The sequence below is a fragment of the Thermacetogenium phaeum DSM 12270 genome, from assembly GCF_000305935.1.
GTDB classification, from domain to species: domain Bacteria; phylum Bacillota; class DSM-12270; order Thermacetogeniales; family Thermacetogeniaceae; genus Thermacetogenium; species Thermacetogenium phaeum.
Genome location: NC_018870.1, coordinates 1,444,809 through 1,464,840, shown reverse-complemented (window position 1 = coordinate 1,464,840; position 20,032 = coordinate 1,444,809). Strand labels below are relative to the sequence as shown.

The 20,032-nt window shown below is 51.8% G+C and carries 21 protein-coding genes; 20 read left to right on the top strand and 1 reads right to left on the bottom strand.

What is annotated here, in order from left to right; genetic code table 11:
• The first annotated feature begins 8 nt into the window (after nt 1-8).
• From TPH_RS07220 to TPH_RS15130, 6 genes are all read left to right on the top strand, one after another.
• The gene (locus tag TPH_RS07220; RefSeq protein WP_015050533.1) at nt 9-794 is read left to right on the top strand and encodes a dihydroorotate dehydrogenase electron transfer subunit; all 786 of its coding nucleotides are present in this window, start codon (nt 9-11) and stop codon (nt 792-794) included.
• Entirely contained in the window at nt 787-1,713 is a 927-nt protein-coding gene (locus TPH_RS07215) for a dihydroorotate dehydrogenase (RefSeq protein WP_015050532.1), read from the top strand. Before TPH_RS07220 ends, TPH_RS07215 begins: the two co-directional genes overlap by 8 nt.
• A 14-nt stretch (nt 1,714-1,727) precedes the next feature.
• Complete coding sequence (gene pyrF / locus TPH_RS07210; protein WP_037999016.1) at nt 1,728-2,456, top strand: orotidine-5'-phosphate decarboxylase; 729 nt, start codon at nt 1,728-1,730, stop codon at nt 2,454-2,456.
• A complete protein-coding gene (gene pyrE, locus TPH_RS07205) occupies nt 2,443-3,012 on the top strand; it encodes an orotate phosphoribosyltransferase (protein ID WP_015050530.1) in 570 nt (189 codons plus the stop codon). Before pyrF ends, pyrE begins: the two co-directional genes overlap by 14 nt.
• A gap of 219 nt (nt 3,013-3,231) precedes the next feature.
• Nucleotides 3,232-3,582 (top strand): PadR family transcriptional regulator, encoded by a 351-nt coding sequence (locus TPH_RS07200; RefSeq protein ID WP_015050529.1) that lies wholly within the window; start codon nt 3,232-3,234, stop codon nt 3,580-3,582.
• Nucleotides 3,583-3,588: 6 nt separating this feature from the next.
• Nucleotides 3,589-3,831, top strand: a complete 243-nt coding sequence (locus TPH_RS15130) for a hypothetical protein (RefSeq protein WP_148275873.1) — start codon at nt 3,589-3,591, stop codon at nt 3,829-3,831.
• On the opposite strand, the gene TPH_RS07195 is transcribed toward TPH_RS15130, so the two are convergent.
• Nucleotides 3,798-5,561: an Rqc2 family fibronectin-binding protein gene (locus TPH_RS07195; RefSeq protein ID WP_015050528.1), complete on the bottom strand. Its 1,764-nt coding sequence runs from the start codon at nt 5,559-5,561 to the stop codon at nt 3,798-3,800. The genes TPH_RS15130 and TPH_RS07195 overlap by 34 nt on opposite strands.
• Nucleotides 5,562-5,752: 191 nt before the next feature.
• Between TPH_RS07195 and dapF the strand changes: the two genes are divergently transcribed.
• The 14 genes from dapF to TPH_RS07125 all read left to right on the top strand — a co-directional run bounded on the left by dapF (nt 5,753) and on the right by TPH_RS07125 (nt 19,999).
• Nucleotides 5,753-6,652 (top strand): diaminopimelate epimerase, encoded by a 900-nt coding sequence (dapF, locus tag TPH_RS07190; RefSeq protein WP_015050527.1) that lies wholly within the window; start codon nt 5,753-5,755, stop codon nt 6,650-6,652.
• 134 nt (nt 6,653-6,786) lie between these two features.
• Nucleotides 6,787-7,962 carry an LL-diaminopimelate aminotransferase gene (locus tag TPH_RS07185; RefSeq protein ID WP_015050526.1) on the top strand — a complete coding sequence of 392 codons (1,176 nt, stop codon included), beginning with the start codon at nt 6,787-6,789 and terminating at the stop codon, nt 7,960-7,962.
• Nucleotides 7,963-8,023: 61 nt separating this feature from the next.
• On the top strand, nt 8,024-8,950 hold the full coding sequence (locus TPH_RS07180; RefSeq protein ID WP_015050525.1) for a YicC/YloC family endoribonuclease: 927 nt from the start codon (nt 8,024-8,026) through the stop codon (nt 8,948-8,950).
• 36 nt (nt 8,951-8,986) lie between these two features.
• A complete protein-coding gene (gene remA / locus TPH_RS07175; protein ID WP_015050524.1) occupies nt 8,987-9,253 on the top strand; it encodes an extracellular matrix/biofilm regulator RemA in 267 nt (88 codons plus the stop codon).
• Nucleotides 9,254-9,280: 27 nt separating this feature from the next.
• On the top strand, nt 9,281-9,853 hold the full coding sequence (gmk, locus tag TPH_RS07170) for a guanylate kinase (protein ID WP_015050523.1): 573 nt from the start codon (nt 9,281-9,283) through the stop codon (nt 9,851-9,853).
• Between the two features lie 18 nt (nt 9,854-9,871).
• On the top strand, nt 9,872-10,078 hold the full coding sequence (gene rpoZ / locus TPH_RS07165) for a DNA-directed RNA polymerase subunit omega (protein ID WP_015050522.1): 207 nt from the start codon (nt 9,872-9,874) through the stop codon (nt 10,076-10,078).
• Nucleotides 10,079-10,092: 14 nt separating this feature from the next.
• Nucleotides 10,093-11,301, top strand: a complete 1,209-nt coding sequence (gene coaBC, locus TPH_RS07160; protein WP_015050521.1) for a bifunctional phosphopantothenoylcysteine decarboxylase/phosphopantothenate--cysteine ligase CoaBC — start codon at nt 10,093-10,095, stop codon at nt 11,299-11,301.
• Nucleotides 11,301-12,506: a methionine adenosyltransferase gene (metK, locus tag TPH_RS07155; protein ID WP_015050520.1), complete on the top strand. Its 1,206-nt coding sequence runs from the start codon at nt 11,301-11,303 to the stop codon at nt 12,504-12,506. Before coaBC ends, metK begins: the two co-directional genes overlap by 1 nt.
• A gap of 161 nt (nt 12,507-12,667) precedes the next feature.
• Nucleotides 12,668-14,659: a replication restart helicase PriA gene (priA, locus tag TPH_RS07150; RefSeq protein WP_015050519.1), complete on the top strand. Its 1,992-nt coding sequence runs from the start codon at nt 12,668-12,670 to the stop codon at nt 14,657-14,659.
• A gap of 17 nt (nt 14,660-14,676) precedes the next feature.
• Complete coding sequence (gene def / locus TPH_RS07145) at nt 14,677-15,126, top strand: peptide deformylase (RefSeq protein WP_015050518.1); 450 nt, start codon at nt 14,677-14,679, stop codon at nt 15,124-15,126.
• A complete protein-coding gene (fmt, locus tag TPH_RS07140) occupies nt 15,123-16,085 on the top strand; it encodes a methionyl-tRNA formyltransferase (protein WP_015050517.1) in 963 nt (320 codons plus the stop codon). The genes def and fmt overlap by 4 nt, the downstream gene beginning before the upstream one ends.
• A gap of 13 nt (nt 16,086-16,098) precedes the next feature.
• Nucleotides 16,099-17,508, top strand: a complete 1,410-nt coding sequence (rsmB, locus tag TPH_RS07135) for a 16S rRNA (cytosine(967)-C(5))-methyltransferase RsmB (RefSeq protein ID WP_201764511.1) — start codon at nt 16,099-16,101, stop codon at nt 17,506-17,508.
• A 4-nt stretch (nt 17,509-17,512) separates the two neighbouring features.
• Nucleotides 17,513-18,289 (top strand): FhaA domain-containing protein, encoded by a 777-nt coding sequence (locus tag TPH_RS07130; RefSeq protein WP_015050515.1) that lies wholly within the window; start codon nt 17,513-17,515, stop codon nt 18,287-18,289.
• Nucleotides 18,290-18,292: 3 nt separating this feature from the next.
• Nucleotides 18,293-19,999 carry an FtsW/RodA/SpoVE family cell cycle protein gene (locus tag TPH_RS07125; RefSeq protein ID WP_015050514.1) on the top strand — a complete coding sequence of 569 codons (1,707 nt, stop codon included), beginning with the start codon at nt 18,293-18,295 and terminating at the stop codon, nt 19,997-19,999.
• The last annotated feature ends 33 nt before the right edge of the window (nt 20,000-20,032 follow it).

Genomic DNA, 20,032 nt, shown 5'->3' with positions numbered 1-20,032 from the left:
TGCAAAAAATGATTGAGCCAGGAGAATACACTTGCAGGGTAATCGTTCAGAACTGCCTGTCACCTGGGTATTACCTGCTCAGCCTGGAGGCTCCTGAACTGGCACGCGGAGCGCTTCCCGGCCAGTTCGTTATGATACGGTGTGGGGACTGTTACGATCCCTTTCTGCGGCGTCCTTTGAGCATCCACTATGTGGACGGGGAGAAAGGAGAGGTTCAGTTCCTCTATCAGGTACGGGGAAAAGGAACGGCCCTGCTGGCAGAAAGGAGCGCCGGAGACAAGGTTCAGCTGTTGGGGCCATTGGGCCGCGGTTTTTCCTGCGCCGAAGAAGGAAAGAAAGGTGTGCTGTTAGGTGCAGGGGTAGGTGTGGCCCCTATCCTTTATCTGGCATCCTCTCTGAAGAAGCGCCGTTGGGAGCTCCTCATTCTTATGGGGGCACGCAGCCGGGAGGGAATTCTGCGGCCTGAAGTGTACGAGTTATACGGCCGGGTAGCAGTGGCCACTGAAGACGGCTCTAGCGGATGGAAAGGAAGCGTTCTCGGGCTTCTCAAGGAAAAGCTGAAGCAGTTCTCTTTTGATAAGATCTTTGCCTGTGGCCCTCTTCCCGTCCTCAAGGGAGTGCAGCAGTTGAGCATTGAAAAAGGCATTCCGGCCGAAATCTCGCTGGAAGAGCGCATGGCTTGCGGTGTGGGCGCCTGCCTGGGGTGTACCTGCAGGGGTAGTGGTGGAAAACAACTGAGGGTCTGTCTGGAGGGGCCGGTTTTCGCCGCTGAGGAGGTGATCTTTGATGGTTGACCTCTCGGTGGAAATCGCCGGTATTAAAATGAAAAACCCGGTCCTTGTAGCCTCGGGAACCTTCGGATCCGGGGTGGAGTATGCTCCTGTCTTCGACGTGAGTAAACTGGGTGCTCTCGTTACCAAGGGATTGACCCTCGACCCCTGTCCGGGAAACGAGCCCCCGCGCATCTGTGAAACTCCTGCAGGTCTGCTCAATGCTATCGGCCTGCAGAACCCCGGCGTAGATTCCTTTATCGATGACCTCTTGCCGCAGATGCTCGACTTTGGCATACCGGTGATCGCCAATATTGCCGGCCGCACCAAAAAGGAGTTCATAGCCCTGGCAGAACGCCTGACCAATGCGGGTGTGGCGGGCTTGGAGATGAATATCTCCTGCCCCAACGTCAAGGCCGGTGGGATGGCCCTTGGTACGGTTCCCGAGGCGGCGGCCGAAATCGTAGAAGCCGTTGTGCAGTCCACTGATCTTCCCGTCATCGTTAAGCTTACCCCCAACGTGACCGATATCGTGGGCCTTGCCAGGGCCGTTGCGGATGCCGGAGCGCACGCCCTTTCTTTGATCAATACTTTGCTGGGAATGGCCATCGATGTTGAGGCTAGAAAACCGCTTCTGGGCAACGTTACCGGTGGCCTCTCCGGCCCGGCAATCCGGCCGGTAGCAGTGCGGGCGGTTTGGGAGGTATCGCAGGCGGTCGATCTTCCGATCATCGGCATGGGGGGGATCTGCACCGGTCGTGACGCTCTGGAGTTCATCCTTGCCGGGGCCTCAGCGGTGGCGGTTGGCTCGGCCTTCTTCCATGATCCCCTGACAGCGGTGAAGATCATCGAAGATCTGCAGAGTTACTGTGCCAGGAATAAAATCGAGGAGCTTAGATGTTTAGTCGGAGCCGCCTGGAAAAATCAAGGCTGTAAGGAGTGAAGGAAGAACTGATTATGGATACCAAGGAGCGGTTGATCGTAGCCCTGGATCTCGCCGAACGGGAACGGGTGCTGGGTTTGGTTTCACAGCTGCACGACTGCTGCGGAATGTTCAAGGTGGGACTGGAACCGTTTTGTAATTATGGTCCCGCTTTTGTGAAGGAGATTCAGGAAGCGGGGGGGCGTGTTTTTCTCGATCTGAAGTTTCACGATATACCCCGCACCGTTGCTCAGGCCGGGCGGGCCGCAGCGCGGTTGGGAGTGGCCATGTTCAACGTCCATATTGCCGGCGGCCGGGAGATGCTGAGAGCCGTGGTTGAAGAGGTGGAGGATGAGACCGGGGGGAAGCGGATGCCACTGATTATAGGCGTGACTGTGCTTACCAGCCTAGGCGCCGAAGAACTGTTTAACGACCTGGGCATCGAAAGACAGCCCCTGGATCAGGTACTCTTCTGGGCAGAAATAGCGAAGGAGTGTGGCCTTTCCGGCGTTGTGGCTTCACCACGAGAGATCGCGGCGATCCGGGAAAGATTTGGAGAAGACTTTTTGATCGTTACGCCCGGCATCAGACCTGCGGGATCAAGCGCAGGCGACCAAAAGAGAATCAGCACACCCGGGGAAGCCATTAATGCGGGAGCAGACTACATTGTGGTTGGTCGACCGATCTTGCAGGCGGTGGACTCACGGGAGGCCGCCCGGCGTATTCTCAGGGAAATGGAGGAATCAAGAGATGAAAGAAAATGAGCTTCTGACGGTTTTTAAAGAGCGCGGTGCTTTACTGGAGGGGCACTTTCGTTTGACTTCTGGTCTGCACAGCAACCGCTATATTCAGTGCGCCAAAGTTTTGATGTATCCCGATCTGGCCGAAGAACTGTGCACAAAGCTTGCCGCCCACTTTAAAGGACTGGATGTGGATTTAGTGGTAGGGCCAGCCATCGGGGGGATTATTGTTGCTCAAGAGGTAGGGCGTGCTCTGGGTGTGAAAGCGATGTTTACAGAGCGGGAACAGGGAAAGATGACCCTGCGCCGGGGATTTGAAATCAAAGCAGGAGAGCGGGTTGTGGTGGTAGAGGATGTTGTGACAACCGGCGGTTCGACCAGAGAGGTGATCGAGCTGGTCAAGGCGCAGGGAGGGGTCCTTATAGGGGTTGCCTCCCTTGTAGATCGCCACAGTGGAGATCTTGACTTCGGAGTGCCCTATTATTCACTGCTCAAACTCCAAATAGATACATACGATCCGGCCGACTGCCCGCTGTGCCGGGACGGCCTACCGGTCGTCAAGCCCGGAAGCAGGAGCTAGTGTTAGACGACCGAATAAACTGCGCCGACAATAATTAAAATGCTGAAAAGGGGTTGTCCGGTAGCCCGGATTGGCCTTTTTTTTTCTGCTGAGATGTAGATCTCTTAAGATTAGGCGAATTTTAGGAGGCATATAGGCTATATTAAGATATAATTTTTATGCGAATTACATTGTCTGACATAGTAGTATATGACACAATGTACATCAGGAGGGAATGATATGTCCGGCACCATCTCGAATGATCTAATTCGTGGACATACCGATACCATAATATTGAATATCCTCCGCCAGGGTGATAGCTACGGTTATGAGATCTGCAAAAAGATAATTGCGCTGAGCGGAAGGCAGTATGAGTTAAAAGAAGCAACTCTGTACAGCGCCTTTCGGCGATTGGAGCAGGATGGGTTGATCATTTCCTATTGGGGGAATGAAAGCCAGGGAGGGCGGCGTAAGTATTATCGCATAACGGATAAAGGTAGGGAGTTCTATGAAAAGAATAAAAAGGATTGGGAGTTCGCCAAAGAGGTTATAGAGAGGTTGATTAAGGGAGTTGCGGACGATGGCGTTTAGAGGTACATGGCTGTAGATGGAGTTATTAATGACTTGTTCATGATTGGAGGAGCAGATGGTATACAAACAACACATTACGATGATAAAGTCAAAAAACATATAGATAAGCTGTTCTCCGGGGGTGAACCGAGTCAACAGCTGTTCGATTTAAAGGAGAAACTCGCAACAAACCTCAAAGAAAAAATATATTTCCCAGGGAGCGTTTCCAGTTGCGATCATTCAGGGGTAGGAGCTTTAGGAGTTGCGTAAATAGTTTTGTGATTTTTATAAATGACAAACCCCGGACGCGCCCCTGCTGGTTTGCTGACGTATTTTCTTTTGGTGCAGTCAACAGGAACCTTAGAGGAGTATCTGGCTTCGCTGAAGTGAGCTGCCAGCCCTGCTGCCTCTTCCAGAGTAGACGGAGGTATCTCCTGACCGGGTTTGCTTTTGACTATCACATGGGCTCCTGCGCTATCTTTTACGTGAAGCCAGTAATCTTCATCGCGTGCCAGGCGCATGGTGATGTAGTCGTTCTGCTGGTTGTTTTTTCCGACAAGGATCTGATAGCCATCGCGGGAGGTGAACCGCATTATCTGCGGCGGTGCCTTTTTTGTCCCTTTGCTCCGGCGGCTTTTCTTGCCGTCGGATCGGATGTAACCCGCATCTTCCAGCTCTTCATGAATCTCCTGATAATCAGCCAGACACTCCGCCTGCTCGAGAGCCGTTTTAATGCTGTTCAGATACTGAATTTCCTCTTTGGTGCTCTTGATTTGTTTCTCCAAGGCCTTAATTGTATCTCTCGCTTTGTCGTATCTCCGAAAAAGACGCTGGGCGTTTTGCACCGCCGAAAGTGATGGGTCCAGCTCTATTTTTAATGATGGAGCATCCGGCTGGTAGAGGTTCGGAAGCTCTACTTCCCGGGACCCGGGTCTGATCAGGTGCAGGTGGGCGAAGATCATCTCCCCAAGGAGCCGCAGCTTAAGTGCTTCCCTGGCTTCTGCCTCGTCCTTTTCCTGAAGGGTGAGTTTTTTACTGCAGCGATCCATATTCTGTCTGATGACCGTTTCCAGATGGGTTTTGATCTGCTTAAGACGGTTGCTTTCTGCCTTCGCTGCGTAGTAGCGGTCAAGCATTTCGTTAACTGTTTCACACGGTATTGATTTTAATCCCCGGTAGTGAGTAAGAGGAAGAGGGGCGTAGTCTACTGCTGTTGTTCCCTGAAAGATGATTACCGGCTCCGGTTTGTTCCCTCTCAGCAGAGGAATGACGGTTTTCTGGAAGGACTGGAAAAGAGCGTGCAGCTCGTATTCACCGCAGAATTCCAGGCGCAGTTCGGGGTCCAGCCCCGCCCGATAGACCACTTCACGCGCCATTGAGCGCCCTATGCCGGCAAGGGTCAGCATAAGAACATCCTCCAGCTTTTTTTCTAGATGATTTGAAAGCAGCAACCTGACAAATTGTTCTTCATCAAGGTTAAGGAGGTGAGCTCTATTCTGGGGAGGGGGAGGAATGTATGGCAGTCCCGGCAGCACTTCGCGGTGTCTGCTCAAGGCGTGGGAATAACGTTTGATGCCGTCGATAATCAGGCCGGTTGCGGCGTCCACTAAAATCAGGTTGCTGTGCTTTCCCATGATCTCGCTGATCAACACCATATTCTGAAATTCACCGCTCTCCCCTAAGCGCGTGAAAACCAAGCGCACAATGCGATCTAGGTTCTCCTGTTCGATGCTGCTCAGACGGCTTCCTTCCAGATATTTGCGCAGTATCTGACAGAAAAGGGGAGGGTAGGGAGGGTTGGTTTTATCCTGTGTAGTCAAGTGGATCCGAGCAGATTCTGCAGCAGAGGAAATAAGCAGGCGCAGGCTGCGGCCGGAGTAGCGAATCACAAGGATGATCTCTTGCTTCTCAGGCTGGTAGACACGCTCTACCCTCCCCTGCAGAATTGTGGCTTGGAGCTCTCTCACAACGAGGTTCAAAGTAAGGCCATCTGGCAACATATAACATCCCTCTCCACTCAATAGCTGGAATTAATTCCACCTCTAAATTGTATCCAACTGTTAGCTTTTGATCCACTTGCCGATTTTGCGGATTTGAGTTAATCTAGTAGCAGGTGTTTTCTGGTACAGGAGAGGGGTAGCAGAGCGGAGGTTTTCGCCTGTCTTAAAGTCGCTTTAAGGAGGCCAGCCCGATGCAGTTCACCAAGTGGCACGGCTTGGGCAACGATTTTATTCTGCTGGAAACGAAGCCAGATAGTCTTCCCAAAGATAAAATCCCGAGCTTTACCCGTAGGCTCTGTGACCGGAATTTCGGGGTCGGCGGGGACGGCCTTGTCTTCGTTTTTCAGGACGAGCAAGGGATGATCAATATGCGCATCTTCAACGCCGACGGTTCTGAGGCGGAAATGTGCGGCAATGCCATCCGCTGCGTGGCCAAGTACGCCTATCAGAAAGGGTTGGCCAAGGAGATCATCTTTCAAATAAAAACAAAAGCCGGTGTCAAGGTACCGGAATTGATACTGGAAGAAGGCTCTGTTGCTGCTGCAAAAGTGGATATGGGGGAGCCGATCCTGGAACGGGAAAAGATACCTGTTGCTGGGGAACCGGGAGATAGGGTTGTGAATGAGGTAATTGAAGTGGGTGACAACATCTTGAAGTTTACCGCAGTCTCCATGGGCAACCCCCACTGTTTGATTTTCGTGCCCGATGCGGGAAGTGCTCCCGTGCGCACCTTGGGCCCGCGCCTGGAGTGCCACAGGTTATTTCCCAGCCGCACCAATGTAGAATTTGTAGAGGTGCTGAACCGTAAGGAGGCCAGGGTAAGGGTCTGGGAACGGGGTGTAGGAGAGACGCTGGCCTGTGGGACGGGTGCCTGTGCTACCGCCGTAGGGGGTGCTCTCGCCGGCTATCTGGATAGAAAAGTGCGTGTCTACTTGCCGGGTGGGGAGCTTCTGGTAGAATGGGCGGAAAACAATCACGTTTATATGACAGGACCTGCTGAGGAGGTTTTTCAAGGGTATCTTCACGACGAATTTATTAAAAGGATTTTGGATGAGAATCCGGAACCTCAAGCGAATGGAAGTAACAGGTAAACCATGCTTTCTGCCATCCTTCCTTTGGCGGAGGAAATGTGCTATTGCGATAGAGCAGGTTTAAATATGTGTGAGGTCATGTTGTCTTTCGCCTAATCTGATGATAGAATGACGAAAACTAGGGGGTTTACGAGATGAAAAAAGTTGCTGACCGCTTGGCTGCTTTGCCGCCATACCTCTTCGCCCGCATCGAACAGAAGATTGAGAAATTACAGAGCCGGGGTATTGATGTGATCAGTCTGGGAATCGGTGACCCTGACCTTCCTACACCTTCTCATATTGTAAAGGCTTTGATAGATCAGGCACAGAAGGCCGAGAACCATCGTTATCCAACTTCTGCAGGACTGCTGGCGTTCCGCACGGCAGTGGCCTCCTGGTACAGGCGCAGGTTTGGGGTTGAACTGGATCCCGCTTCTGAAGTAGTCACACTGATCGGCTCTAAGGAGGGGATTGCCCACATCTCCTTCTGCTATCTACAGGAGGGGGATCTCGCTCTGGTGCCGGATCCGGCATATCCCGTCTACGGTATAGGCGCTGCCCTAGCCGGTGCTGAAGTGTACTCCCTTCCCTTAAAAGGGGAGAACAATTTTCTGCCGGATTTGAGCAGTGTCCCTGTGGAGGTGGCAAGAAAAGCCTCTCTTTTGTTCCTCAACTATCCCAATAATCCCACCGGGGCAACATGCGACAAGGAGTTTTTTCAGGATGTAGTCAGCTTTGCCCGCCATTATGATCTCATCGTCTGTCACGATGCCGCGTATTCTGAAATAACCTTTGACGGCTATGTTGCTCCTAGTTTTCTTGAAGTGCCGGGTGCAAAGGATGTTGGAATTGAGTTTCATTCCCTCTCGAAGACCTATAACATGACCGGTTGGCGTATCGGCTGGGCGGCAGGGAATGCAGAGCTTATAAAGACCCTGTCTTCTCTTAAGTCCAATCTTGATTCCGGAGTCTTTCAGGCAATTCAGTATGCCGGGATAGCCGCCCTGGAGGGACCGCAGGACTGTATCGAGGAAATGCGCCGCATTTATCGGGAGAGAAGGGAGATTGCGGTGGCCGGTCTAAAAAGTCTAGGTTGGGATTTCTCCTTACCTAAAGGAACCATCTATCTGTGGGTGCCGGTGCCGTCCGGGTTGACGTCAACGGAATTTGCGGAAATGGTTCTGGAAAAGTCTTCTGTGGTAGTTACTCCGGGTATTGGCTACGGCAAATATGGTGATGGCTATTTTCGGATATCCTTGACGCTGGCAACGGAGCGGTTAAAAGAAGCCTTCCGGAGGATGAAAGAGGCTTTTGGTACTTTGTACCATTAAGCCCGCTGCAGAATGAATGAAGAGGTGGTAGCAACGAAAGTTAGAAAGAAAATAGAAGGGAGTGAAAGCCTGGCACGGGGTGATGTGTAACCCGAACCAGGATGCTAAAGTGCTCAGAAGCATGACCGGATTCGGCAGGGGTGAATACGAGAAGGACGGGCTGCATGCCACGGTGGAAATACGGAGCGTCAACCACCGTTTTTTGGAACTTGTAGTTCGTATCTCTCGCCCCTATTTCTCCCTTGAGGAAAAAATTAAGGAACGGGTGCAACAGGATATTGCCCGCGGCCATCTGGATATTTATGTTAATATAGAGGATCGCCGTGGTAAAAAACGTAATGTTAAGCTTGACAAAGAATTAGTCCTTGCCTATTATAATAGTTTAAAGGAAATGGCAAAAACGCTTAATATTGACTTCCAATTAAAAGTTAATGACCTTGCTCAGCTTCCTGATGCTTTGGTGGTCGAGGAATCTGAAGAGGATCTGGACGAGGTTTGGTCAGTTGTGGAAAAAGCTCTGGCAGAGGGAATGGCTCATTTGTCTGAGATGCGAACCCGTGAGGGAGCAAGGCTTTGCGAAGATTTAATCCCTCGCAAAAACCGGATTGCCGGATACGTGGAGGAGATTAAAAAACGGGCTCCGCTTTTGAGCGAAGAATTACGCAATCGGCTCAAGAGCAGACTCCAGACTCTGCTAGATGACTGCGAAATAGACGAAAACCGGTTAGCGGCGGAAGTGATTTTGTTTGCTGAAAGAAGTAGTATCACCGAGGAATTAGTACGCCTGTCCAGTCATCTCTCACAGTTAGAAGAATTCCTGCATTTAAAAGGAGCAGTCGGCAGGAGAATCGAATTTTTACTTCAAGAGATGAACAGGGAAGTCAATACAATCGGTGCTAAGGCCGCGGATTTGGTTATTTCACCGCTGGTTGTGGAGATTAAGAGTGAGCTAGAGAAAATGCGGGAGCAGATCCAGAATGTCGAGTAGAGAGGCAAGGCGTATACAAATTAGGGGAGGTAAACAATGGACATTAAGCTTATTAATATAGGTTTTGGCAATGTTGTCTCTGCCAATCGCATCATTGCCATCGTGAGCCCTGAGTCTGCGCCGATCAAGCGCATTATCCAGGAAGCCAGAGACCGGGGGATGTTGATCGATGCCACCTATGGCAGGAGAACCAGGGCAGTGATAATCACCGACAGCGATCATGTTATCCTGTCTGCTGTTCAGCCGGAGACGGTAGCCAACCGCCTTTCTACAAAAGAGCCTGCTTCGGCCAACGAAGAATAATCCAAAAGATGGAGGAACGAGAAATCATTGACCGAACAGCCACTGCTGATAGTCATATCAGGCCCTTCCGGATCTGGGAAAGGCACTTTATGTGAGTTGCTGCGCAAGGCATTGCCTAACATTAGTTATTCGATTTCTGTTACAACAAGGCCTCCCCGCATCAATGAAAAGGATGGGGTGGATTATTTTTTCGTGACCGAAGAAGAATTCAAAAGGATGCTTGAAAAAGGGGAATTGCTGGAATGGGCTGAAGTTTACGGTCATTATTACGGGACCCCCCGCTTTGCAGTAGAAAACGCTCTGCGCTCCGGTAAGGACGTATTGCTGGAGATCGACATCCAAGGAGCTCTTAAGATTAAAGAGATTTTTCCTGATGCTTTATTGATCTTTATAAAACCACCCTCCATAGAAGAGCTCAGCAAAAGGATTGCCAAGAGAGGAACGGAGGATGTTGAAACGATCGGAAGGCGGCTGAATTGCGCTTACCGGGAGCTCCAGGCTGCAGATATGTATGACTATGTCGTCCAAAATGACAGAAAAGAACGGGCATTCATGGAGCTTCTGGAGATCATCAATAAGGAAAAAAGCGCCCGGAATTAAGGTAAAGGGGTATAGAGCATGGAACAGCCGAGTCTCGACGTGCTGATAAAAAAGGTTGAAAGCAAATATGAACTGGCGGTAGCAGCTGCGAAGAGGGCGCGCCAGCTTACCGAATCCTGCAAAAATCCCGATAACCCCGAGACCATCAAGCCGGTGACCATTGCCCTCAAAGAAATTGCGGAAGACCAGCTGGTAATCAAGCGCACTTTGCTGAAAACGAAATGAATAAAGAGGACCGGATGAAGAAAAACATTGTACTTGGGGTTACGGGAAGCATTGCCGCCTACAAGGCGGCCGAAATCGCCAGCCTCCTTATAAAGAAGGGCTATAAAGTAGAAGTAGTGATGACCCGGTCGGCTACGCAATTCATCACCCCTTTGACACTGCAATCCATTACGCAGAGCCCTGTACATACGGAAATGTTTGCTGCCCCCCGGCAGTTGGAAATTGAACACATCAGCCTCGCTCAAAAGGCCGACCTTTTGTTGGTGGCGCCTGCTACAGCCAATATTATCGGGAAGGTGGCCGGGGGGATCGCCGATGATCTTCTGTCAACTACGATCATGGCAACAAGGGCGCCGGTGATTTTTGCTCCGGCGATGAATGTCGGCATGTATGAAAACCCCGTCTTTCAACACTGGATGAATTTTTTGCGGGGTTATGGCTTTCTTTTTATTGAACCTGACGAAGGCAGGCTGGCATGCGGTGCCAGAGGAAAAGGGAGATTGCCGCCACCGGAGAGGATCGTCTCTTATGTAGAGGATGTCCTCAACCGCCAGGATGAACTGTCCGGCATTCATGTCCTGGTCACAGCAGGCCCCACCAGGGAACCTCTCGATGCCGTGCGCTTTCTGTCCAATTACAGCTCCGGGAAGATGGGTTATGCCCTGGCAGAGGAAGCGAAAGAACGGGGTGCGAGGGTAACCCTGATCAGCGGCCCCACAAAGCTGGAGCCGCCGCAGGGGGTTAACCTGATTTCCGTGCAGACTGCGGAGGAAATGTTTAACGCCGTGAAGGAAAATTTTGCGGCAGCGGATGTTGTCATAAAGGCGGCGGCGGTAGCTGACTTCCGTCCGCGTTGGGTTACTTCAGGAAAGATTAAAAAAGAATCGGCGGACCTTCTGCTGGAACTGGAACGCACCCCGGACATTCTGGCCTACCTGGGGCAAAACAAGTCAAACCAGATCCTGGTAGGATTTGCGGCTGAAACCGAAGACCTGCTGGTTAACGCGAGGGAGAAACTGGCCCGCAAAAATCTCGATATGATCGTTGCCAATGATTTGACGGAAGAGGGGGCAGGTTTTGATGTCGACACCAATGTGGCCACTATTCTGTTTCCGGAAGGGGAAGCTGTTGAGTTGCCTCGCCTGACCAAAAAAGAATTGGCCGGTGTGATTTTGGATCAGGTGGCAAAACTGTTAAGAAGAACCAAGGAGGACAAACGATAATGGCGAAACGACTTTTTACTTCTGAATCGGTAACCGAAGGGCATCCGGACAAAATTGCCGACCAGATATCAGATGCGATTCTTGATGCCATCTATGAAAAGGATAATGAAGCTCGTGTTGCCTGCGAAACCATGGTGGCAACAGGGCTTGTCTTTATCACCGGGCAAATCACCACAGAATGCTATGTTGATATACCTCAACTGGTTCGTTCTACCATCAGGGATATCGGATACACGAGAGCAAAGTACGGCTTTGACTGCGATACCTGCGCCGTGATCACCTCCCTGGAAGAGCAATCCGCCGACATCGCTCTGGGTGTTGACCAGGCTCTGGAGAATAAAACCGGGGAGATCAGGGACACGATGGAACTGGGCGCCGGTGATCAGGGGATGATGTTCGGCTATGCCACCGATGAATCCCCAAATCTGATGCCATTGCCCATAGATCTGGCGCACAGACTGGCGCGCCGGCTGGCAGAAGTCCGGAAACAGAAAATCCTCCCCTACCTGCGCCCGGATGGAAAGACTCAGGTTACCGTAGAGTATGAGGATGACCGTCCGGTGCGGGTAGATGCGGTCGTGGTTTCGGCACAGCACCGCCCCGATGTTACTCTTGAGCAAATAAAGGCAGACATTATAGAAACTGTTATTAAGGAAACAATTCCACCCGAATACATTGATAAGAATACGCGCTATTATGTCAATCCCACCGGTCGCTTTGTTATCGGTGGGCCGCAGGGGGACACGGGACTGACGGGAAGAAAGATCATCGTCGATACCTACGGCGGGATGGCGAGACACGGAGGAGGCGCTTTTTCCGGCAAAGACCCTACGAAAGTCGATCGTTCTGCCTCTTACTTTGCCAGGTACGTGGCCAAAAATATAGTTGCTGCCAAACTAGCCCGCCGGTGTGAAGTGCAGGTCGCCTATGCAATCGGCGTGGCCAACCCTATAGCGGTGCATGTGGATACATTTGGGACGGGAGTCATTTCTGATCAGTCGCTCTGTAAGGTGGTGAGAGAGTGTTTTGATTTCAAGCCCGCTGCCATTATCAGACATCTTGATCTAAGGCGACCTATTTACAAACAGACCGCCGTCTACGGTCACTTCGGGAGATCTGACCTCGACCTCACCTGGGAAAGGACGGATTGTGCAGAGATACTTAAAAAAGAAGCGGAGAAGATCCCGCTGGGAGGATACTGTTAGGAGCCATCAGAACCCCTTTGAGGCCGGCGAGAGGTAAAGGAGCCGGTCTTTTCTGTTTCTGGGGCGGTTTGTTTGTCGATAGCTTTTTTCTGTTCCGGGTTAATGTTTTTGTTATAATTAATTGATAGTCTAGGAAAACAGTTGTCATGGAGGCGGGGCCGGTGGGGGAAGAGTGCGCCGAGGTTGTAGTAAACATCAATCATCCCGATCTGAACCGGATCTTTCATTATCGTTTACCTGCCGGGATGGGAAAGCCGCAACCCGGTACCAGGGTCACCGTTCCATTCGGATCCCGGCTGGTTGAGGGATGGATCGTCGGTTATAGTGAGCCGGAGCCAGGGATTAGTTTGCGGGAGATTGCCGGCTTAGGCCGGCCGGATTTTACAAAAGAGCTTTTAGACCTGGCCCGCTGGATGGCCTGGTATTACCTGCATCCTTTAGCGGAAATTCTGGAGCTGATGAGCCCACCGGACAGGCCTAAGAGGCTGGTTAAATGCACATCTCCGGAAGAGAAACTTTCCCCGCAGCGCCCTGAAGACTTCGACCTGACCGGAGAACAGCAAGAAGCCTTAAGGAGAATTGAAGAGGCGCTGAGCAATGAAAAAGGGGAAAGGTTTCTTCTCTACGGTGTGACCGGGAGCGGCAAAACTGAGGTTTACCTGCGAGCGACAGAATTTGCTCTTGCTTTAGGACGGCAGGTGCTCTACCTGGTACCCGAAATTGCCCTTACTCCACAGATAGGGGCGCTTTTTCAAGAAGCTTTCGGTGAAAGGGTGGCCGTCTGGCATCACCGCCTGGCACGCGGGGAGAAGTACCGCCTTTGGGAAGATGTCAGAAAAGGGGCTAAGGGGGTAGTGATCGGCCCCCGGTCAGCTGTTTTTGCGCCCTTTTGTAATCTCGGCCTGGTAATCATCGATGAAGAGCACGACCCCTCCTATAAAGAGCAGGAAAGGCCTTACTATCATGCCCGCCAGGTGGCTCTGATGCGCTCCTTTCTCAATAAGGCGGTTGTGGTTTTGGGGAGTGCCACTCCATCACTGGAGAGTTTTACGGCTGCGGTCAGGAAAAGGCTCCAGCTGTTGACAATTTCCAGGCGACCCCCTGGGCGCAGCCTTCCGAGGAACACAGTGGTAGACATGCGTCTGGAATTAAACAGTGGTGAACCTTCAATTTTCAGCAGGTATCTACAGGAACAGATAAATCTGCGCCTTAAGCGAAAAGAACAGGTTATTCTCTTTTACAACAGAAGGGGTTACGCTCCTCTCGTTTTTTGCCCTGGATGCGGTGAGGTTTTAAAATGCCGCAACTGCTCCATTTCTCTTGTTTATCACCGGCAGACAGGGGATCTGCGCTGCCATTACTGCAACACCCGTCTCCCGTTGCCGGCGAGCTGTCCTTCGTGCGGGAGCAATAAGAGGCTCTGCTTTTTAGGAACGGGGATTGAGCGCGTGGAACAGGAACTCTCATTGCTTTTCCCTGGGGCACGGGTGCTGCGCCTGGATTACGATACCACTCGCGGTAAGGGGTCCTACAGCCAGATCTTGAGCCTATTTGCCGGGAAAAAAGCGGACATTCTTCTAGGAACCCAAATGGTGACCAAAGGGCACGACTTTCCCGGCGTTACCCTGGTGGGAGTTCTTAACGCCGACCTCTCTCTGAATCTGCCCGATTACCGCTCAGCAGAGCGCACCTTTCAGATCCTCACTCAGGTAGCCGGGAGGACGGGAAGAGGGCCGCAGCCGGGCGAGGTTGTGGTGCAGACTTATCACCCCGAACACTACAGCATCATGGCCGCATGCAGAGGAGATAGCAACTCTTTTTATCGGGAAGAGGCAAAAAGAAGGCGTGCTCTGGAGTATCCCCCCTATGGGGAATTGATCAGGGTGCGCCTGAGCAGCCGCAGGGAAGAAGATGTTGTCGTACTGGCCTCTGAGCTGGCCGCAGAACTGAGGCGCCAGCTCTCAGGTGATCAGGTTGCAGTTCTTGGGCCCGCTCCGGCTCCGGTTCTGCGGGTCAAAGGTTTTTACAGGTGGCAGATATTGCTCAAAGGCAAGACCCTTCCTTTGCGCAGTCAAATTGAAGCCTGTCTCGCTGTTTATCGCAAAAACAATAGTGTTATAATTAGTGTGGAAGTGGATCCTTTTGGTTATTAATGTCAAGGGGGATTTTGATGCCGGCTTATAAAATAGTAGAACTGGGGGACCCAGTACTGCGCCAAAAAAGCCGTCCGGTACGTGTGGTCAATAAAAGTATACGCAAACTGCTTGATGACATGGCGGAAACGATGTACGCAGCGCAAGGTGTCGGCCTGGCTGCCCCACAGGTTGGTATTTCCAAGCGGGTAGTGGTGGTTGACGTTGGTGATGGCCTCTGGGAACTGATTAACCCGGAGATCATCTACCAGGAGGGCGAGGATGTCGGTGTTGAAGGGTGCTTGAGTATTCCCGGTGTTGCCGGGGAGGTTAAAAGGGCCTATAGAGTGCGAGTCAAGGGTCTCAACCGCCACGGTGGGGTACAGGTAATCAGTGCAGAAGGCCTAGGGGCAAGGGCGCTCCAACATGAGATTGACCATTTAGACGGTATTCTCTTTATTGATAAAGCAATAAGGATCAAGAGTTGACAGGGAAGGGGGCGGCAGCGATACTGAAGATCCTGTTTATGGGGACATCTTCCTTTGGGATTCCCACATTAAAAAGGCTCAAAGACACTGAGTGGACGCTGCTGGGGGTTGTTACCCGGCCGGACCGGCCGCGCGGTCGCGGCCGGCGGATTGCGGCGCCTCCCGTTAAGGAGTTCGCCGTTGAATGCGGCCTTCCTTTTTTTCAGCCTGAAGATGCCGGGGAGCTGAATAGGCTTCTCGAGGGAATGAAGCCACTACCGGATGTTATTGTCGTTGTGGCCTTCGGCATGCTCATGCCGCAGCCTGTTCTGAACCTGCCCCGTTTAGGATGCATTAACCTTCACCCGTCGCTGCTGCCGGCTTACCGCGGCGCGGCTCCTATTGAAAGGGCGGTTATGAACGGGGAAAGGAGCACCGGTGTGACCACGATGTTTATTTCTCCGGAAATGGATGCGGGTGATATTATTCTCCAAGAGGAGGTTCCTATTGGGGAAAACACCACTGCCGGTGAACTGGCGTCCCTTCTGGCAGAAAAGGGCGCAGCACTGATGTTAAAAACTTTGTCCTTGCTGGAAGAGGGCTCGGCGCCACGTCGGGCTCAAGATCATCGGCTTGCCACCTACGCCCCCCCCATCCGCAGAGAAGAGGAGTTAATTGACTGGAAACGCTCTGCCGGTGTCATATTTAACCAGATCAGGGGTATGAACCCCAGGCCGGGGGCGTATACTGTGTTTAAAGGGAAGACCCTCAAGGTATGGCGAGCCCTGGTAGTTTCAAATAAAGCAAGCGGCGGTGAACCAGGGGATGTTGTTGCCCTTGATCCGCAAGAGGGATTTGTTGTCCAGACTGGTTCCGGGCGGCTCCTCCTGACTGAGGTTCAGCCCGCAGGTAAAAACCGTATGAGTGGTGCGGAGTTCCTGCGCGGTTACCGGATTTCGCCGGGGATGCGCCTGGGGTAAAAAAATAAGGGTGATGATTAGAGGTAATGATGAGATGAGGAAAAACCCTCACCAGCGTACTTCGCCTGCCAGGGATGGCGCTTTGCGTGTGCTCATAGCAGTAGACAAAGAGGGGGCCTATGCCAATCTGGCCCTACAAAATATTAGAGCCGACCTGAAATTGGGAGCAGATGATCTCGCTCTCTTGACAGAACTGGTTTACGGTACTCTGCGGATGCGGGGAACGATCGATTGGGTGATTGACTGTTTCAGCAGCACGCCTGTATCCAAAATGAGCCATGCCGTGCGCAACATTGTGCGCCTTGGTGTTTATCAGCTTCTCTTTCTCGATCGGATACCTCCCTGGGCGGCCTGTAATGAAGCTGTGGAGCAGGCCAAAAGGTGGAGGCTTGCCGGCCTGGCAGGGTTTGTAAATGGGCTGCTGCGCAGCATTGCCCGCAAGCGGGAAGAGATATCCCATCCCGATCCTGACGTCGATCCTCTTTCACATATTAGCGTGAAATATTCCCATCCCGCCTGGCTGGTTGAGCGATGGCTGAACCGTTACGGTAAGGAAGAGACCATCGCTCTGTGCAGGGCAAACAACAAACCGGCTCCGCTGGTTATCCGCTGCAATACCTTAAAAATAACTCCGCAAGAACTGCAGCAGCAACTGGAAAGGGAAAATGTCATCGCCCGTTTCAGTATGCTGGTGCCTGAGGGTCTGGTGACGAATCTGTCATCACTGGCGGAACTACGGCTATTTCAGGAAGGCTATTTTGCCGTTCAGGATGAAAGCTCCATGATCGCCTCTCTGGTTTTAAATCCCGCTCCCGGATCTTTTGTCATCGATGCCTGCAGCGGGCCGGGGGGGAAGACGACCCATATGGCTCAAATCATGCAGAACAGGGGGAGGATCCTAGCCCTCGATGTCCATAGCCACCGCCTGGAGCTTGTCGCAAAAGCCTGCAAGAGGATGGGCGTCAGCATTGTAGAACCTAAATTGATGGATGTTCGAGAACTTCCTTTTCAACTACAGGAAAAGGCGGATTATATCCTCGTCGACGTCCCCTGCTCCGGGCTGGGAGTGATCAGGAGGCGACCAGATTTGAGGTGGAGGGTCAAACCTGAGGATCTACCGCAGCATGCCAGGCAGCAACTGGAAATACTTAAATCTGCTTCTCGCTGCCTCGCCGCTGGAGGTATTCTCGTTTACAGCACCTGCACCACGGAACCGGAAGAGAATACCGGGGTTATCAGGCAGTTTTTAGAAGAATGCAAGGATTTTCAGCCGGAAGATCTCTCCCTGCGGCTACCCTTTCCCCTGGTTTGGGAGGAGGATAAGGTAACCGCTCGGTCGGGGTTCCTGCAGTTGTTCCCCCACCGTCATGGAACTGACGGCTTTTTTGTGGCCTGTTTGAGAAAAACGATTAAGGGCGGGTGAGACCGTGGGCCTGGAAGATCTGGAAAGGATGATTTCAAAATTCTGGGAAGGCATTTTTCGCAAGGGCAAGCGCTCCCTGCAGCCTGTGGAGATTGCCCGAGCCCTGGTACGAGAGATGGTAGCCCAAAGGCGGGTGAGTGTATCCCGTGTTTATGCCCCAAATGTATTTACGGTAAGCTTGGGAAAAGATGATTTCGTAAAGAGCGCGCCGCTCCAGGAGGCTCTTAGCAGGGAACTTGCCGATTACATTAAAAATAAAGCGGCAGAGAAGGCTTATACCTTAATCGGTAGGCCGCAGATAACATTTACGGAAGATGATACCCTGGAAAGTGGAGAGATTGCAATAAGCTCGGCCTTTGCCAAGTCGGAAGAAAAAGCCTCTTACCCTCTAATTGATTCTATCAAAGCGGAAGACGAACCCCCAGATCAACCGGCAATCGATCAAACATTGATTTTTGATAAAAACGAGAGGAAAAACAGGAACAGAGTTAGGCTGGACCTCCTGGTGGTGAGCGGGCCCGACCAGGGGAAGCGGATCAACCTGCAGGGGGAGGAACGCTTCTATATCGGACGCAAGGGTACCAACCACCTGGTGCTTTCGGATATTAACGCTTCCCGGGAACACGCCCTGCTTGAATGGCGGGGAGGGGAGCTTTATCTTGTTGACCTGGGAAGCCGCAATGGCACCTTTATCAACGGAGTGCGCATAGAGCAACAGCGCCTGCTGCCGGGGGATCAATTCTTGATCGGCGAGAACCTGCTTCAGATTGAGGAGGTTTAAATTGTGTTCTGGCTGGTTCTGGTCCAGAAGTATCTGGTGCTGCTTCTCCTCCTTTTCTTTGTTTTCTGTTTAATCAGGGTGCATGTAGTTAGAAGGATCCCCGACCGGAGTCAGACAACATCTCTGGTTGTAGTAAATTCGGAGATTCCCGGGATCAGGCGGGGAAAGAGATGGATTTTAGGACGGGAAACGATCCTGGGCAGGAGTGAGCGTTGTTCGGTGGTTATCTCAGATCCCTATGTTTCCGGCAGGCACGCCAGAGTATTCTACCAAGGCGGCCGCTATTACATTACGGATCTGGGGAGCACCAACGGGACCATCCTCAACGGTCAGCGACTGACCGACACGAAACCTCTCAAGCCTGGAGCTCACCTGCAGGTAGGAAGGGTTACTCTCACTCTAGAGGTTGCTGCCGAAAAGAAAAAAGGGTGTTGCTCCCTTTTGCCCTTTTTCCCGGGGCTGATTCTGGCTGCCGGAGCGCCGGAACTGTACCGGGAACACCTACTGCGACCACAGGACCTTGTCCTCTGGCTGGTATTGGTCATTATTCTTACTATCAGTACCCTGGTTGCCGAGAAAAAATTAAGGAGCGATCCCCTGCTCGTTTATCTAACCGGTGTCCTGATTGCCCTGGGAATTATATTTATTTACAGAACCAACCCTTATTACGGTATGCGACAGAGTTGCTGGGCAATCGCCGGTATTGTCCTTTTCTGGCTGGTTCAGTTGATCTTAACAGAATACAGACACCTCCATAACTTCAAATACCTTTTTATGCTGACCAGTATCTTCTTTCTGGTAATGACAATTTTTTTCGGCACCGAGGCAGGAGGGGCGCGCAGCTGGCTGGCCCTCGGTTCATTTCGCTTTCAACCTTCAGAATTTGCAAAGATCCTGATGGTTATTTTTCTGGCCGGTTACCTCGACGAAAACAAGGAAATTCTCAAACAGGGCACGAAAAAGGTGGGGCGCTTCTATGTGCCGGACTGGCCCTATTTAGGACCGCTTCTTGCTGCCTGTGGACTGGCTATGCTACTGCTGGTTTTTCAAAGGGACCTGGGGATGGCCTTGCTCTTCTACATCGTCTTTCTGTTAATGGTTTACGTTGCTACAGGGCGACTATCTTTTCTGATGCTGGGGTTATTTCTTTTTATAGCAAGTGCTTTTGTCATGTATCATTCCTTTCCTCATGTACAGGAGAGAATAGATATCTTCCTTAATCCCTGGACCAAGGCCGATAGCGGGGGTTACCAAATCATCCAATCCCTTTTCGCCTTGGCGAGCGGTGGGATCTTTGGTTTGGGTTTGGGAAGCGGTTTCCCTGAACTGATACCGGCAGTTCATACCGATTTTATCTTCTCCCTGATAGGGGAGGAGTTGGGTCTGTTGGGCACCTTAAGCGTCATCGGTATCTATTTTGTTCTGGTCTGGCGAGGGCTCAGCCTTTCCCTCAATACCCCTGATGTTTTTGGAAGCCTGTTGGCCTTCGGTTTTAGTTCTTTGTTAGCCATGCAGGCCTTGATCATAATCGGGGGGGTGACCAAAATAATACCTTTGACGGGGATTCCCCTCCCCTTTTTGAGCTACGGAGGAAGCTCCTTTATTTCTAATTGCTTCCTGGTTGGTATGCTGGCCAGGATCGCTTCGGAGAGAGAGGCGAGCCAAGAAAGGAGTGCTTCTCCTTCTCGAATGGCGCCGGGAGAACATTAGTGTGGTGCAGGAGTAAGGAATATAGGAGGCTAT